This is a genomic window from Streptomyces sp. (assembly GCF_050698815.1).
Lineage (GTDB): Bacteria > Actinomycetota > Actinomycetes > Streptomycetales > Streptomycetaceae > Streptomyces.
In genome coordinates this window covers 1-15,653 of sequence record NZ_JBOHCV010000235.1, presented here as the reverse complement: position 1 = coordinate 15,653, position 15,653 = coordinate 1, and the positions used below count along the sequence as shown (strand labels likewise).

General features: G+C 70.8%; 13 protein-coding genes and 2 pseudogenes. 8 read left to right on the top strand and 7 right to left on the bottom strand.

What is annotated here, in order from left to right:
* The 3 genes from nth to ACRDP3_RS08675 all read left to right on the top strand — a co-directional run.
* Positions 1-757, top strand: a 757-nt coding sequence (nth, locus tag ACRDP3_RS08685) for an endonuclease III (protein ID WP_431516274.1), incomplete at its 5' end; no start/stop codon positions are given.
* A complete protein-coding gene (locus ACRDP3_RS08680; RefSeq protein ID WP_431516273.1) occupies positions 754-1,470 on the top strand; it encodes an NUDIX hydrolase in 717 nt (238 codons plus the stop codon). The genes nth and ACRDP3_RS08680, both read left to right, overlap by 4 nt.
* 49 nt (positions 1,471-1,519) lie before the next feature.
* Positions 1,520-2,719, top strand: a complete 1,200-nt coding sequence (locus ACRDP3_RS08675; protein WP_431516272.1) for a MarP family serine protease — start codon at positions 1,520-1,522, stop codon at positions 2,717-2,719.
* Positions 2,720-2,741: 22 nt separating this feature from the next.
* Here the strand turns inward: ACRDP3_RS08675 and ACRDP3_RS08670 are convergent, their stop codons facing one another.
* The 5 genes and pseudogenes from ACRDP3_RS08670 to ACRDP3_RS08650 form a co-directional block, all read right to left on the bottom strand.
* On the bottom strand, positions 2,742-2,942 hold the full coding sequence (locus ACRDP3_RS08670; RefSeq protein ID WP_431516271.1) for a hypothetical protein: 201 nt from the start codon (positions 2,940-2,942) through the stop codon (positions 2,742-2,744).
* A 90-nt stretch (positions 2,943-3,032) separates the two neighbouring features.
* Entirely contained in the window at positions 3,033-4,007 is a 975-nt protein-coding gene (locus tag ACRDP3_RS08665) for an alpha/beta fold hydrolase (RefSeq protein WP_431516270.1), read from the bottom strand.
* 108 nt (positions 4,008-4,115) lie between these two features.
* Positions 4,116-4,613, bottom strand: a complete 498-nt coding sequence (locus tag ACRDP3_RS08660) for a phage holin family protein (protein ID WP_431516269.1) — start codon at positions 4,611-4,613, stop codon at positions 4,116-4,118.
* A 204-nt stretch (positions 4,614-4,817) separates the two neighbouring features.
* On the bottom strand, positions 4,818-6,782 hold the full coding sequence (gene acs, locus ACRDP3_RS08655; RefSeq protein WP_431516268.1) for an acetate--CoA ligase: 1,965 nt from the start codon (positions 6,780-6,782) through the stop codon (positions 4,818-4,820).
* A 154-nt stretch (positions 6,783-6,936) separates the two neighbouring features.
* Positions 6,937-7,677: pseudogene (locus ACRDP3_RS08650) on the bottom strand (carbonic anhydrase); the annotation flags it as partial.
* Between the two features lie 288 nt (positions 7,678-7,965).
* Between ACRDP3_RS08650 and ACRDP3_RS08645 the strand changes: the two are divergent.
* Complete coding sequence (locus tag ACRDP3_RS08645) at positions 7,966-9,213, top strand: hypothetical protein (RefSeq protein WP_431516267.1); 1,248 nt, start codon at positions 7,966-7,968, stop codon at positions 9,211-9,213.
* 55 nt (positions 9,214-9,268) lie between these two features.
* Here ACRDP3_RS08645 and ACRDP3_RS08640 read toward each other — a convergent pair whose 3' ends face one another.
* Complete coding sequence (locus tag ACRDP3_RS08640) at positions 9,269-10,252, bottom strand: ATP-binding protein (RefSeq protein WP_431516266.1); 984 nt, start codon at positions 10,250-10,252, stop codon at positions 9,269-9,271.
* 108 nt (positions 10,253-10,360) lie between these two features.
* On the opposite strand from ACRDP3_RS08640, the gene ACRDP3_RS08635 reads away from it, so the two are divergent.
* A complete protein-coding gene (locus ACRDP3_RS08635) occupies positions 10,361-11,182 on the top strand; it encodes an oxidoreductase (RefSeq protein WP_431516265.1) in 822 nt (273 codons plus the stop codon).
* A gap of 345 nt (positions 11,183-11,527) precedes the next feature.
* Here ACRDP3_RS08635 and ACRDP3_RS08630 read toward each other — a convergent pair whose 3' ends face one another.
* Positions 11,528-12,367 (bottom strand): HAD family hydrolase, encoded by an 840-nt coding sequence (locus ACRDP3_RS08630; RefSeq protein WP_431516264.1) that lies wholly within the window; start codon positions 12,365-12,367, stop codon positions 11,528-11,530.
* 453 nt (positions 12,368-12,820) lie between these two features.
* Here ACRDP3_RS08630 and ssd point away from each other — a divergent pair, with 453 nt between their 5' ends.
* From ssd to ACRDP3_RS08615, 3 genes and pseudogenes are all read left to right on the top strand, one after another.
* Entirely contained in the window at positions 12,821-13,975 is a 1,155-nt protein-coding gene (gene ssd, locus ACRDP3_RS08625; RefSeq protein ID WP_431516263.1) for a septum site-determining protein Ssd, read from the top strand.
* A gap of 26 nt (positions 13,976-14,001) precedes the next feature.
* Positions 14,002-15,276 carry a TadA family conjugal transfer-associated ATPase gene (locus tag ACRDP3_RS08620; RefSeq protein WP_431516262.1) on the top strand — a complete coding sequence of 425 codons (1,275 nt, stop codon included), beginning with the start codon at positions 14,002-14,004 and terminating at the stop codon, positions 15,274-15,276.
* A pseudogene (locus ACRDP3_RS08615) lies at positions 15,273-15,653 on the top strand (hypothetical protein); the annotation flags it as partial. The gene ACRDP3_RS08620 and the pseudogene ACRDP3_RS08615, both read left to right, overlap by 4 nt.

Sequence of the window (15,653 nt, the reverse complement as noted above, 5' to 3'; positions counted from 1 at the left end):
GGTCCGCCGTGCCCGCCGCATCAACCGCGAGCTGAGCGAGGTCTACTACTACGCGCATCCCGAGCTCGACTTCGAGAACCCCTTCCAGCTCCTGATCGCCACCGTGCTCTCCGCCCAGACCACGGACCTGCGGGTCAACCAGACGACGCCCGCACTCTTCGCCGCCTACCCCACGCCCGAGGACATGGCGGCGGCCGACCCGGAGAAGATGGAGGAGCTGCTGCGCCCCACCGGCTTCTTCCGCGCCAAGACCAAGTCCGTGCTCGGCATCTCCGCCGCTCTGCGCGACAGGTTCGACGGAGAGGTGCCCGGCCGGATAGCGGACCTGGTCTCGCTGCCCGGTGTGGGCCGTAAGACCGCCTTCGTCGTGCTCGGCAACGCGTTCGGGGTGCCCGGGCTCACCGTCGACACCCACTTCGGCCGTCTCGTGCGGCGCTGGAAGCTCACCGAGCAGACCGACGCGGACAAGGTCGAGGCGGAGATCGCGGAGCTCATCCCGAAGAGCGAGTGGACGATGTTCTCGCACCGCACGATCTTCCACGGCCGCCGCGTCTGCCACTCCCGCAAGCCCGCCTGCGGCGCCTGCCCCATCGCGGAGCTGTGCCCGTCCTACGGTGAGGGCGAGCTCGACCCGGAGAAGGCGAAGAAGCTGCTGAAGTACGAGATGGGCGGCAAACCCGGCCAGCGCCTCAAGCCCCCGCCGGACTACCCCGGCAGCCCCGCGCCACCCTTGGGCGCCGACGGGGCCGCCCAGTGAGCGGTTCGGGCCGCCCCCCGGCTCGTGACGGGTCGCTCGACGGCCGTTCCGTCGAGGTCAGCGACAGCGGTCTGCCCGACTGGCTGACTCCCGTGCTGCACGTCGCCGGCACCGTCGAGCCACGGCAGCTCAGCCGGTTCCTGCCGCCCGACGACGGCGGGGGACGGCCCTCGGCCGTGCTCGTGCTCTTCGGCGCGGGAGAGCACGGCCCCGAGCTGCTGCTGATGGAACGGGCCTCCAGCCTCCGCTCGCACGCGGGCCAGCCCTCTTTCCCGGGCGGCGCCCTCGACCCCGAGGACGGCGACCCGGCGGGCGACGGGCCGCTGCGGGCGGCGCTGCGCGAGGCCGAGGAGGAGACCGGGCTCGACCCGTCCGGCGTACAGATCTTCGCCACGCTGCCCGCGCTCTACATCCCGGTGAGCGGGTTCGTCGTCACGCCGGTGCTCGGCTGGTGGCGCCGTCCCACGCCCGTATCGCCGGTGGACCCCGGGGAGACGGCCCGGGTCTTCACCGTCCCGGTGGCCGAGCTGACCGACCCGGCCAACCGCGCGATGGCCGCGCACCCCTCGGGATACACCGGCCCGGCCTTCTGCGTGGGGTCCGCGCTGGTGTGGGGCTTCACGGCCGGGGTGATCGACCGGATCGTGCATTACGCGGGCTGGGAGCGGCCCTGGGACCGCGACCGGCGGTTGCCGCTCGACTGGCACGCATGATCCGACCGCCACGTCCGGCCTTTGGCATCCGCATGAGACGGTGGCTCCCGTGAACGCCCTGGACATTCTGCTCGTGCTCGCCGCCGTCTGGTTCGCCCTGGTCGGCTACCGCCAGGGCTTCGTCGTCGGAATCCTGTCGGTGGCCGGCTTTCTCGGCGGCGGTCTCGCCGCCCTCCTGGTGCTCCCCCCGCTGTGGAACGCGCTGACGGACGGCACCCCGCCCGGCACCCTCGGCGTCGTGGGGGCGGTGGTGGTCGTCATCGTCTGCGCGTCCGTCGGCCAGGCGTTCACCACCCACCTCGGCAACAAGCTGCGGCAGCACATCACCTGGTCGCCCGCGCGCGCCCTCGACGCGACGGGCGGCGCGCTGGTCAACGTCCTGGCGATGCTGCTGGTCGCGTGGATCATCGGCTCGGCCGTGGCCGGTACGTCGCTGCCCACGCTCGGCAAGGAGGTGCGCGACTCCCGTGTCCTGCTGGGTGTTTCGCGGGTGATGCCGCAGCAGGCGGACGGCTTGTTCAACGAGTTCTCCTCGGTGCTCGCGCAGAACGGCCTGCCGCAGGTCTTCTCGCCGTTCTCCAACGAACCGATCACCTCCGTTCCCGCCCCGGACCCGAAGCTGGCGAAGAGCCGGGTCGCCACCGAGGCCAAGCGCAGCATCGTCAAGGTCGTCGGCACCGCCCCCGAGTGCGGCAAGTTGCTGGAGGGTACGGGCTTCGTCTTCGGCCGGCACCGCGTGATGACGAACGCCCACGTGGTCGGCGGCGTCGACGAACCGACCGTGCAGATCGGCGGCGTGGGCCGGCCCCACCCCGCCAAGGTCGTTCTCTATGACTGGCGGCGCGACATCGCCGTCCTCGACGTCCCCGGCCTCCAGGCTCCGGCACTGAAGTTCGCGTCCACGGACGCCACTCGAGGCGACAGCGCCATCGTGGCCGGCTTCCCGGAGAACGGCTCGTACGACGTCCGTCCCGCGCGCCTGCGTGGCCGTATCCAGGCCAACGGCCCGGACATCTACCGCCGCGACACGGTGCGCCGCGACGTCTACTCGCTCTACACCACCATCCGCCAGGGCAACTCCGGCGGCCCGCTGCTCACCCCCGACGGACGGGTCTCCGGCGTCGTCTTCGCGAAGTCGCTGGAGAGCTCGCGCACCGGCTACGCGCTGACCGCGGACGAGGTGCGCGGGGACGTTCGGCGTGGCCGCAGCGCCACGGGCCAGGCCGACAGCCAGGGCTGCGCGAGCTGATCCGGCGCGAGCTGATCCGAAGTCAGCCGCGTGGGTGCCGCAGCCGCGCGCCGAACCAGCGCGCGCGGCGCCTGAGCAAGTGCGGAATCCCCGGCTCGGTGAGCATCCCGAACCGGTCAGGACGGTAGCGGCCCATGCGCTGCACAGCGACCACTCTCCTCTGTGCCCTGCGGTTGCGGTTGCGGATACCTGCCACGCCACGGAAGTCGTGCGTCAAGCCCATACCGCGCACTCTGCCCCCGGCTCAAGGTCAGTAATCGTCTGACGGGCCATCAAATGGTTATGCGCGTGGCACGTGTTGACGCGGCGCCGGTCAGCGGTCGGGCTCGGGGTCCTTGAGCCAGCCGATGAGTTCGGCGGAGAAGGCAGCGGGGTCCTCCTCGTGCGGCCAGTGCCCGAGCCCGTCGAACAGCCGCCAGCGGTACGGAGCTTCGACGTACTTCCCCGACCCGGCCGAACTCCGGGTCCGCAGCACCGGGTCCAGGGAGCCGTGCAGTTGCAGCGTGGGCACCCGCACCGGGCGCTTCATGCGCCGGTTGAACTGGATGCCGTCGGGCCGCGCCATCGACCGCACCAGCCACCGGTAGGGCTCGATCGAGCAGTGCGCCGTCGACGGTACGCACATCGCCCGCCGGTAGTTCTCGACCGCTTCCGCCATGTCCGACTGTTCGGGCCGGCCGGGCTGGTCAGGCTGGTCGGGCTGTTCCGACAGCCGGGGGCCGGCCCACTCCCGTACGAGCCGCCCCACCAACTCCCCGTCGTTCGCGACGAGCCGACGCTCCGGCACCCACGGCCGCTGGAATCCCCAGATGTAGGAGCCGGCCGCCGTCTGCCGGACATCGCCCAGCATCGCGGCCCGCCAGCGCCGCGGATGCGGCATCGAGGAGACGGCGAGGCGCCGGATCAGCTTCGGCCGCATCACCGCCGCCGTCCAGGCCAGGTAGCCGCCCAGGTCGTGCCCGACCAGCGCCGCGTCCGGCTCGCCGAGGGAGCGGATGACGCCGGTGACGTCGAGGGCGAGGTTGGCCGGGTCGTAGCCGCGTGGCGTACGGTCGCTGCCGCCCACGCCGCGCAGGTCCATCGCCACCGCGCGGTAGCCCGCGTCCGCGAGGGCGGTCAACTGGTGCCGCCACGCCCACCAGTACTGCGGGAAGCCGTGCAGCAGCAGTACGAGCGGCCCGTCACCCATCTCCGCGATGTGGAAACGTGCTCCGTTCGCGGCCACGTCCCGGTGCGTCCAGGGGCCTTCTGGGCGGATCACGTTCGCGGAGCCTGCGGGGTGGGTCATACGGCGAGCCTGTCACACTTCCGGTGGCCCCACCCCAGCGCGCGGGCCCACACCCGCACGCCCCTTCCGGGTGGCCTCAGGCCGCCCGCAGGCGCCGCTCGGACGCGCTCAGACGCCCGCCGAGCGCCGCTCGCGGTCCTCCCCGGCGGCCCGCACGGGCGGCGGCCCTTCGAGACCCCGCAGGTCCGGCTTGCGCTCGACCGCGGGGCGCGGGTGCGGCTTGGCGCGGGAGAGCACGGAAGCCGTCGCCTTGGCGGAGGCGATCGACTTCTCCGGCGGCTTGATCCGCTTGAACTTCCGCATCGCCAGCAGCAGCAGGATCAGCGCCAGCACGATGAACGCGCCGCCCACGATCAGGAACGACCAGGCCAGGCCGAGTCCCAGGTTGTGGATGCCGTACGCCGCGGCGAAGCTCAGCACCGGCAGCGAGAAGAGCAGCAGCACGCCGGCGACCGTGGCGGAGCCGCCGCCCACGATGCCGCGCTTCACGTCCTGCCGGATCTCCGCCTTGGCCAGCGCGATCTCGTCGTGGACCAGGCCGGACATCTCGGCGGTGGCCGAGGCGACCAACTGGCCGAGGCTGCGGCCGTCGTCGGCAGAACTCATGTGTCTGACTCCCTCTCCTGTGTGGCGGGCCTGCTCGTCGGTCAGATCATGCCGGACCATCGTGCGGGACGTGTGCCTGTGTTGACGAAGCGTACGGCTGCCGCGCGCCGCCGTGGGCAACAGCGCGGGAGGGGCACCCGGCCGACACCGGATGCCCCTCCCGCCCGTACTCAGCCGTGCTCGGAATCGCTCAGCAGCGCTCTCTCACTCCTCGCTCGCCGCGCCCGGCAGCTTGTCCTGGATCAGTGCCATGACGGAGGAGTCGGTCAGCGTGCTCACATCGCCGAGTGCGCGGTTTTCGGCCACGTCGCGCAGCAGCCGCCGCATGATCTTCCCGGAGCGGGTCTTGGGCAGCTCCGCGACCGGCATGATCCGCTTGGGCTTGGCGATCGCGCCGAGCTGCTTGGACACGTGCCCGCGGAGCTCCTCCACCAGACCCTCGTCCTCGGCGGCGGTGCCGCGCAGGATGACGAAGGCGCAGATTGCCTGCGTGGTCTGCGGGTCGGTGGCGCCGACGACCGCCGCCTCGGCGACCTTCGGGTGCGAGACGAGCGCCGACTCGACCTCGGTGGTGGAGATGTTGTGCCCCGACACGAGCATCACGTCGTCGACCCGGCCCAGCAGCCAGATGTCGCCGTCGTCATCCTTCTTGGCACCGTCGCCGGCGAAGTACTTGCCCTCGAAGCGCGACCAGTAGGTGTCCAGGAACCGCTTGTCGTCGCCCCAGATGGTGCGCAGCATCGACGGCCACGGTTCGGTAAGCACCAGGTAGCCGCCCCCGCCGTCGGGCACCTCGGCGGCCTGGTCGTCCACGACGGTGGCGGAGATGCCGGGCAGCGGACGCTGGGCCGAGCCGGGCTTGGTCTCGGTGACGCCGGGCAGCGGGCTGATCATCACGCCGCCGGTCTCGGTCTGCCACCAGGTGTCCACCACGGGCGTACGGTCGCCGCCGATGTGGTGCCGGTACCAGACCCACGCCTCCGGGTTGATCGGTTCGCCGACCGACCCCAGGACGCGCAGCGAGGACAGGTCGAACTTCGCCGGGATGTCGTCGCCCCACTTCATGCAGGCGCGGATCGCGGTCGGGGCGGTGTAGAGGAGGGTGACGCCGTACTTCTGCACGATCTCCCACCAGCGGCCCTTGTGCGGGCTGTCCGGTGTGCCCTCGTACATCACCTCGGTGGCGCCGTTCGCGAGCGGCCCGTAGACGATGTAGGAGTGGCCGGTGACCCAGCCGACGTCGGCGGTGCACCAGAAGACGTCCGTCTCCGGCTTGAGGTCGAAGACGGCGTGGTGGGTGTAGGCGACCTGGGTCAGATAGCCGCCACTGGTGTGCAGGATGCCCTTGGGCTTACCGGTGGTGCCGGAGGTGTAGAGGATGAAGAGCGGGTGCTCGGCGTCGAAGTTCTCCGGGGTGTGCTGGTCGCTCTGCCGGTCGACCACGTCGTGCCACCACACGTCGCGGCCTTCGGTCCAGTCGATGTCGTCCTGACCGGTCCGCCTGACCACCAGCACGCTGCGCACGTTCTCGGTGCCGGGCCTGGTCAGCGCCTCGTCGACGGCGGGCTTGAGCGCGGTGGGCTTGCCCTTGCGGTGGCCGCCGTCGGCGGTGATGACGACGCGGGCGTCGGCATCCTCGATCCGGGTGGCCAGCGCGTCGGCCGAGAAACCGCCGAAGACCACGGAGTGCGGGGCGCCGATGCGGGCGCACGCGAGCATCGCGACAGCGGTCTCCGGGATCATCGGCAGGTAGATGGCGACCCGGTCCCCGGTCCGGACTCCCAGTTCCGTCAGCGCGTTGGCGGCCTTGCAGACCTCGCGCTGCAGGTCGGCGTAGGTGAGGCTGCGGGAGTCGCCCGGCTCGCCCTCGAAGTGCAGTGCGACCCGGTCGCCGTTGCCCGCCTCGACGTGCCGGTCCACGCAGTTGTACGCGACGTTGAGCTTGCCGTCCTTGAACCACTTCGCGAACGGAGGGTTCGACCAGTCGAGGGTCTCGGTCGGCTCGGTGCCCCAGCTCAGGCGGCGTGCCTGCTCGGCCCAGAAACCCAGCCGGTCGGTCTTCGCCTGCTCGTACGCCGCCGAGGTGACGTTGGCGTCAGCGGCCAGCGTGGCGGGCGGCGCGAACCTCCGCTCTTCCTTGAGCAGGTTGGCCAGGCTTTCGTTGCTCACGGCATCTCCCTCTCTCAGGGGTCCCAGCGTGTCCGCTGTGTCCGGTTCATCGGCCCTGGCTCCCTAGCTCATCAGCCGGTGCGCCCCTGTGACAAGGGTTCTCGATCAAATTGGTTTAGACCTTTTGGGGGGATGTGCGCCTTCGGTGGTCCGGTCAACGCCGCGCAAGGTGTCCTTCGCGAGCCTCCGGGCGTACGGGCGCGAAGATCACCTCTTCGGGGCCGGCGCCCGCCTCCAGGACGTACGCCTGTGCCCGTGCCAGGTCGAAGTACATGCCGTGCAGTTCCAGCGAGCCGCTGCGCACCTGCCGCGCCACGCAGTCGTGGGCCCGCAGATGCTCGAGTTGCTGCAGCACGTTGTGCAGGCAGAGCGCCTCGATGTCGTCCGCGGTCTCCCGGCCGGCCAGCCGCGGCGCCGGGACTGCTGCCGGGTGTGTGTCCGGACCCGTGCCTCCGCCCGAGTCCCGCTGCCGGACCGCCGCGCGCTCGAGGCTCGGCCGCCCGTGCCGCAGCCAGCGGCCGAGCGGGGTGTCGCCGGACGTCTTCGCGCCGGCCGTTCCCGCCGTGTGGAGCGCCTGCATGGCACCGCATCCGGAGTGTCCGCATACGGTGACGGACCTGACTCGCAGGACATCCACCGCGTATTCGATGGCCGCCGCCACGGACTCGTCCCGCACCTCCTCGCCCGGTGGTGGCACCAGATTGCCGATGTTGCGCACCGTGAACAGGTCACCCGGACCGCTCGCGGTGATCATGCTGGTGACCAGCCGGGAGTCGGCGCAGGTGAGGAAGAGCTGAGTGGGCCGCTGCCCCTCCTTCGCCAGCCGCGCCAGCTCCTCCCGTACCAGCGGGGCGGTGACCTGCTGGAAGTGCCGCACCCCACCGAGAAGTTGATTCAGACCGCGGCCGTGTTCCATGAGCGAGCCTCCCGGGCCGGTCCATCACGTCATGCGCACCGTAAGTAATCGTACAGAAACGCTCTGTAATGAGTAAACGAATCGTAATGCACGGCAAAGACTTCTCGAAGTGCCGCGTGGCGAACGAGACACCGGTTCCTTCCAAGGAGTGAAGAACTCACCTCAACCGCTTGTCCGACTTGCCCGAATTCCATGATCTGCAACGTTGGATTCACGTACCGGAGTTGATCCGCTACGCAGCGACAGCGACGAGAATGAGGTGAACCGATGGCAGCCACTCGGCAGTGGTACATAGGCATATCGGCGGGAATGGCACTCACCGCCCTCATGAGTGGCTGTTCCGGCACCACCACGGGAGGCCCCCGCCACAACCGCGGGTCCGCCCCCGAGGAGAAGCCCGAGCAGCAGGCCCGCGTGATCGGTGACGGCTCGACGTCACTGACCGGCCGGCAGCCGAACCAGCCCACCTCCACCAAGCTCGCCACCGGCGAGAAGCCACCGCAGTTCGTGGTCTTCTCCTGGGACGGCGCAGGCGAGGACGGCAAGAAGCTCTTCTCGCACTTCCGCAGGGCAGGGAAGAAGTACGGCGCTGCACAAACGTTCTTTCTGAGCGGCGTCTACACCCTGCCCGAGGATTCGGCGAAGCTCTACAAGCCCCCCGGCCACGCGGTCGGCGCCTCGGCGATCGGCTACCTCAAGAACCGGAACATACGGGCGACGCTGCGGCAGATGCGCAAGGCGTGGCTCGAAGGCAACGAGATAGGCACCCACTTCAACGGGCACTTCTGTGGCCCGAACGGTGTCGGCAGCTGGTCGACCGAGCAGTGGAAGAGCGAGATCCGCCAGGCCAAGTGGTTCGTGAAGCACTGGAAGACGACCACCGGCTGGGACAAGGCCGATCCCCTCCCCTTCGACTACGACAGGGAGCTGATCGGCGGCCGTAGCCCCTGTCTGGAGGGCCAGCCCAACCTGTTGCGGGCAGCACGGGAGATGGGTTTCCGCTACGACTCCAGCGGCAACGGGACCCAGGTCTGGCCGAAGAAGAAGAGCGGGCTGTGGGACGTGCCGCTGCAAGAGGTCCCCATGCCGGGGCGAAAGTTCGAGACGCTCTCGATGGACTACAACTTCCTGGCGAACCAGTCCGGAACCGTCCACGGCCCGGTCTCGAAGCGGGCGGCGTACGGGGAGCAGATGCGCAAGGGCCTGATGAAGGGCTTCAAGCGCGCCTACAAGGGCAATCGCGCCCCCCTGATCCTCGGCAACCACTTCGAGGAGTGGAACGGCGGCGTCTACATGAAGGCCGTCGAGGACGTCATGAAGTCGGTCTGCCGCAAGACCGCGGTCCGCTGCGTCTCGTTCCGGCAGCTGGTCAACTGGCTGGACGCGCAGAACCCCAAGGTGCTCGCCAAATTCCGCAAGCTGGACGTCGGTGAGCGGCCCAACGGCGGCTGGCGGTCCTACCTGGCGAAAGCGCCGGCAACGGCGAAGGCCGCGAAGGCCGCGAAGTCCCGCTGATCCGCCGCCGGTCCTGCCGGCCTGCCGGTCCATACAGGCAGGCCGGCAGGCCGGCTCAGACAGGCTGCGCGGCCGCCTGTTCGTGCAGCACGAACGTCGGGTCGACCTGGCCCGCCAGGTCGGTGCCCGTCTTCTCGTTCCCCCAGCTCTCCGCGTTGCGCAGATGGAAGTGCACCATCTGCCGCGTGTAGCGCTCCCAGTCGCGCCGCTCGTACGCTCCGTCCGCGGTCTCCCAAAGGGCGTGCAGCGCACTGCGGTTGACCTCTTCCAGCTCCGTCAGCGGGTGCGGGCTGCCCTTCTCCATGGCACGCACCCAGTCCGAGTGGCCGAAGGTGACCAGCAGGTCGTCACCGACCTCGTCGCGCAGGAAGTCGACGTCGTCCGCGCCCTGCACCTTGTTGCCGACCACGCGCAGCGGAACGCCGAAGTCCCGTGCGTACTCCTTGTACTGCCGGTAGACCGAGACACCCTTGCGGGTGGGCTCCGCGACCAGGAACGTCATGTCGAAGCGGGTGAACATTCCGGAGGCGAAGGAATCGCTGCCCGCCGTCATGTCGACCACCATGAACTCCTCGCGCCCGTCGACCAGATGGTTCAGGCAGAGTTCGACCGCGCCGGTCTTGGAGTGATAGCAGGCGACGCCGAGGTCGGCATCGCTGAAGGGGCCGGTGGCCAGCAGCCGCACGTCGCCGCCGTCGAGGGAGACCGTACGCGCACAGGCGTCGTAGACGGGATTGTCCTCGGTGATCCGCAGCAGCCGCGAACCCGCGCCGGGCGGGGTCGTCTTGATCATCGTCTCGGCGGAGCGGAGCCGGGGGTTCGTGCCGCGCAGATAGTCCTTGATCAGGGGGAGCTGTGCGCCCATGGCGGGCAGCGCGGCCGCCTCCGCTTCGGCCAGGCCCAGTGCGGCGCCCAGGTGTTGGTTGATGTCGGCGTCCACGGCCACCACCGGGACGCGTCGGGTGGCGAGGTGGCGGATGAACAGCGAGGACAGAGTCGTCTTCCCGCTGCCGCCCTTGCCGACGAAAGCGATTTTCATGAACAAGAGCGTAGGTTCGCGAGCCGTGTGAGCAGGAGGGGAGCGGGCGAAAGCCACTCGATCGTGGGGCGTCAGCTGGACGTACGGCCCCCGCGTAAGGTCGTACGCATGAGTAGCACCGCTGATCCTCTGGCGCCCCTGGGGGCGCTGCCCGGCGTTCAGGATGCCGTGGACTCCGTACGGAAAGCCGTGGACCAGATCTACGGCCACCGCATCATGCGCCGCCGCAGCAGCGAGGTGAGTGCGGAGGCGGCGTTGCGCGGGGCGCGTGGCTCAGCCGCCCTGGAGGGGGCCGACTGGGCGCTGGAGGAGCTGCGGCGGCGCACCGACTTCGGTGTCGAGGGCGAGGCGCGCACGGTCGGTGGCGCACTCCGGGCGACGGCCGAGGCGGGGCAGCTCCTCGACGTATGGCGGCAGTCGCCCCTGCGGGTCCTGGCCCGGCTGCACCTGATGGTGGCCGGGGGTGCGACGCCGGACGAGACGGTGGGGCGGCCGCGGCTCGCCGGGGAGACGGTGACCGGGCCCGGACTCGGGCTGGACTTGCCCGAGGCGGACGAGGTGGCGACCCGGCTGGACGGGCTGACACAGCTGGTGGTGAACGGGAGCGAGTCGCCGGCGCTGGTGCTGGCGTCGGTGGTGCACGGGGAGCTCGTCACGCTGCGGCCCTTCGGTTCGCACAACGGTCTGGTGGCGCGTGCGGCCGAGCGTGTCGTGCTGGTGGGCAGCGGCCTGGACCCGAAGTCAATCTGCCCGGCCGAGGCCGGCCACGCCGAGCTGGGGAGGGCCGCGTACGAGCGGGCGCTGGGCGGTTACGCGGCCGGGACGCCGGAGGGCATGGCCGAGTGGATCGGCCACTGTGGGCGGGCGATCGGCTTGGGCGCGCGCGAGACGACGGCGGTGTGCGAGGCGATGCAGCGCGGGGCGGCGTAGTCGCCTCGCTGCGCGAGAGCCGCGGGAGCGCGAGTCTCACCCAGGCTCCACACAATTGCGGCGGCACCGTCTTCGTCGGTGCCGCCGCTGGCATGTCTACCGGGTTACCAGTGCGTGCTCTCTTTAGTGCCCATCAAGTCGGGACTTTGCCCGTCACCTGGTGAGACCTGCCCGATCCGCGGGCTCGGCGTCGCGTGGGTGCCCAATATTCATGCATCCGGTCCGTGGGCCTTTGTGCGTACCGTCATCTCCTTCGGATGGCGCCGGTCTCGCGGGCCGTTGATTCCTTTGTACTGCGCGCGGCACCGAAGCGGAAGCCCTTGCCACTGATCTTTACCTTTGCCGTCAAAGGGGTCCGAAGCGGGCGCGGCGATGGCTGGTGTACCAGACCAGTCCCGCGGTCGCCGCCGCCGCGCCCACCGCGGCGGCGGTGAGGGCGAGTGCCGGCCGGGAGGGCATCGAGAAGGTGGGCATCCGCTGCTTGAGCCGGACCGGACGGGAGAAGGTGAGAACCGGCCAGTCGCGGGCGCCGGCTTCCTTGCGCAACGCTCGGTCCGGGTTGACCGCGTACGGATGCCCGACCGATTCCAGCATGGGGATGTCGGTGACGGAGTCGCTGTAGGCGTAGCAGCGGCTGAGGTCGTATCCTTCCGCCTCGGCCAGCCCGGCGATCGCCTCGGCCTTGGCCGGGCCGTAGGCGTAGTACTCCACCTCGCCGGTGTAGCAGCCGTCCTCGACGACCATGCGGGTGGCGACGACCCGGTCCACCCCGATCAACTCGCCGATCGGCTCGACCACTTCGGCTCCGGAGGTGGAGACGATGACGACGTCGCGTCCCGCGAGGTGGTGCCCCTCGATGAGAGAGGCGGCCTCGTCGTAGATGATCGGGTCGATGAGGTCGTGGAGGGTCTCTGCCACGATCTCCTTCACCTGCTCGACGTTCCAGCCGCGGCACAGCGCGGAGAGGAAAGCACGCATCCGCTCCATCTGGTCGTGGTCGGCTCCGCCGAGGAGATAAACGAACTGGGCGTAGGCAGTACGGAGTACGGCACGGCGATTGATCAGGCCACCTTGGTAGAAGGACTTGCCGAAGGTGAGCGTGCTCGACTTCGCAATGACCGTCTTGTCCAGATCGAAGAACGCGGCTGTGCGGCGCATCGCTTGGTTTTCCACGAAGGAGAGCATAGGCGCCAACCATTCGGCGTAAGCTACGGTGCGTGGGTTTGCCTGAGAAGGCTCTCGGGTACACCATGGAAGTCACGGATCGTTCGCGACCGTGCTAACCCGGCCCGACTCCTCCCCCCCCGAGTCGGCCCTGGGGACGACCCCCGCTCTCCCCCCCGGCGGGGGTCGTCGCATGTCCAGGGGGTTTTTGCTCGTTCATCGGGCGTTGTGTCCCCCTCGGACGGCCCTCGGCGGCCGCCGCTCCTGACCCATCAAACCCGTAACTGAGTGTAATCGTTTCGCTGCTCTCAGGAACTCACCGGGAAGAGTGACGGAGTTATTCACAACTCGCGGGATCTCCACAGTTTTCGAGCATGATCACCAAGCTTTTCGCGTTCACCGCACAGTGATTCCCGACAGCTCCCGCAGGTGTTTGCGGAAGTGCGGCTGTGAAGCGTGAAGGGGGAGTGGATCGTGGCCGAAACCATTCTGATTGTCACCGAGGACGAAGAACTTCTCGACGACCTGCTGCGGCTCTGTGCTGCGGCCGGGGCCGAGGCGGAAGTCGTGCACGGCGGTCCCGGGAGCCGGGTGGGCTGGGCCGGCTGGAGCGGCGCGGCGGCCTGGGAGAAGGCTCCGCTCGTACTCGTGGGTGACGACTGCGCGGGTGCGGCCGGACTGGGTGGTGCGCCCGGCGGCGGACCGCCCGGAGGGCTGCGCAGGGCGGGTGTGCTCCTGGTCGGCCGGGACCTGGACGACTCCGGGGTGTGGGAGCGCGGCGCCCGCATCGGGGCCGAAGGCGTGGTGGTGCTGCCGGACGCCGAGACCTGGCTGGCGGGCCGTATCGCCGACGCGGCGGAGTGCGTCGGGCGGCCCGCCCTGACCGTCGGCGTACTGGGCGGACGCGGTGGGGCGGGAGCCTCGACCCTCGCCTGTGCGCTGGCCGTCACGGCGGCACGGACCGGCCGGCGCACGATGCTCATCGACGGTGACGCACTCGGCGGCGGACTGGACGTACTGCTCGGTGGAGAACGGACGGAGGGACTGCGATGGCCGGCGTTCGCGGAGTCGCGGGGGCGGGTCGGCGGCGGTGCGCTCGCGGAATCACTGCCGAGACTGCACGACTTGAGCGTGCTCAGCTGGGACCGGGGGGACTCCGTGCTGATCCCCGCGGACGCGATGAGGTCCGTGCTCGCCGCCGCGCGGCGACGCGGTGGCGTGGTCGTCGTCGACCTGCCGCGGCGCGTGGACGAGACCGTCGCCGAGGCGCTGGCCCAGACCGATCTCGGACTGCTGCTGGTGCCCGCTGAACTTCGCGCGGTGGCCGCCGCGCACCGGGTGGCGTCGCGTACGCAGATGGTGCTGCGCGATCTGCGGGCCGTGGTGCGCACCCCCGGCGGCCCAGGCGGAGCGCGGGGATACGGACCCGGCCTGGACGAGGAAGAGGTCGCCCGACTGCTGCGACTGCCACTCGCCGGTGAACTGCCCTGGGAGCCGGGACTGCTGGAAGCCGTGGAGCGCGGGGCGCCGCCGGGTGCGCGGACGAGCGGGGCGCTGGCCGCCTTCTGCAGGGAGTTCTGGGCGCAGGCGCTGAGCGACGGAGTGAGCGGGGGAGGTGTGGCCGTATGAACGGACGGCGCGGACTGAGCGGGCGCATGAGTCGTACGACCGGTACGGGCACCGGGCGGGTGCCGGGACCGGTGCCGGTACCGGTCCCGGAGGAGACACTGCTGGACTCGGTGCGCAGGAGGCTCGCGGAGACGGGTGCCGAGCCGACACCGGCCCGGGTGGCGGCGGCGCTGCGCGCACAGGGACGGCTGCTCGGCGACAGCGCCGTGCTGGGCGTGGTGGAGGCGCTGCGCTCGCAGTTGGTGGGCACGGGCCCGCTGGAGCCGCTGCTCGCCGAACCTGATGTCACCGACGTGCTGGTCACTCGCCCCGACGAGGTGTGGGTCGACCGGGGGCGAGGCCTGGAGCGTACCGATGTGCGCTTCCCGGACGCCGCGTCCGTACGGCGGCTCGCGCAGCGGCTGGCGACTTCGGCGGGCCGGCGGCTGGATGACGCCAGGCCATGGGTCGACGCCCGGCTGCCGGACGGCACCCGGCTGCACGCGGTGCTGCCGCCGGTGGCCGTCGGCTCGACCTGCCTCTCGCTGCGGGTGGTGCGCCCGCGGGCATTCCGGCTGGAGGAGTTGGTCGCGGCGGGCACGGTGCCGCCGGGCGGGGAGCGGCTGCTCCGGGCGCTGCTGGACGCCAGGCTCTCGTTCCTGGTCAGCGGTGGGACCGGCTCGGGCAAGACGACGCTGCTCAGCAGCCTGTTGGGGCTGGTGGGGCCGGAGGAGCGAATCGTGCTGGCCGAGGACTCGGCCGAGCTGCGGCCCGACCACCCGCATGTCGTACGGCTGGAGGCGCGGCCCGCCAACCAGGAGGGCGTCGGGCGGGTGGGACTGGACGACCTGGTGCGGCAGGCGCTGCGGATGCGGCCCGACAGGCTGGTCGTCGGCGAGGTACGGGGCGCTGAAGTGACCGATCTGCTGGCCGCCTTGAACACCGGTCACGAAGGCGGCTGCGGCACGCTGCACGCCAACGCCGCCGCCGACGTCCCCGCCCGGCTTGAAGCGCTGGGGACCACGGCGGGACTGGACCGGGCCGCCCTGCACAGCCAGTTGGCGGCGGCGCTGGACGTGCTCGTGCACCTGGCGCGGGACCGCTCGGGCCTGCGGCGGATCGCGGAGATCCACGTACTGGCGAGGGACCGCGAGGGACTTGTCACGACGGTGCCGGCTGTGGTGTGGGGTGAGCGCGGGTTCGTGGCGGAGCGCGGCGCACGGCAGCTGTGGGGGCTGTGCGGGCGGGCCGCCGGGCACGCCGGCGGGCTGAGCCCGTCCGGCTGTGCGACGGGGCTCGCATCCCAGGGGGTGGCCCGGTGACCGGTGTCGGCGGTGTCGGCGGGCAAGCGGTGCCGGGCATGGACGCGGCACCGGTGTACGCGGCGATGGTGTGCCTCGGCGCGGCGGCCTGGCTGCTGGCCGGGCGGGATGACGGGGGGCGGCGGGCGCGGTTGCTGCTCGCCGGGGCGGCCCGGCCGGCCGAGCGTGATCCACTCAGCCGGCCCCGGCTGCCCCCAGGGCTCGCCGGCTTCACCGGACTCTCCGGAGTCGTCGCGCTCGTACGCGACCGGTTCGGTGGTGGGGCCGCGCACGCGTGGTGGTGCCTGCTGGGCGGCGCGGTGGCCGCGCTGCTCGGGGAGTCGTGGCTGCCGCTGCTCGGCGGCGTGGCCGCGGTGCCGCTGGTGCGGCGTTGGCTG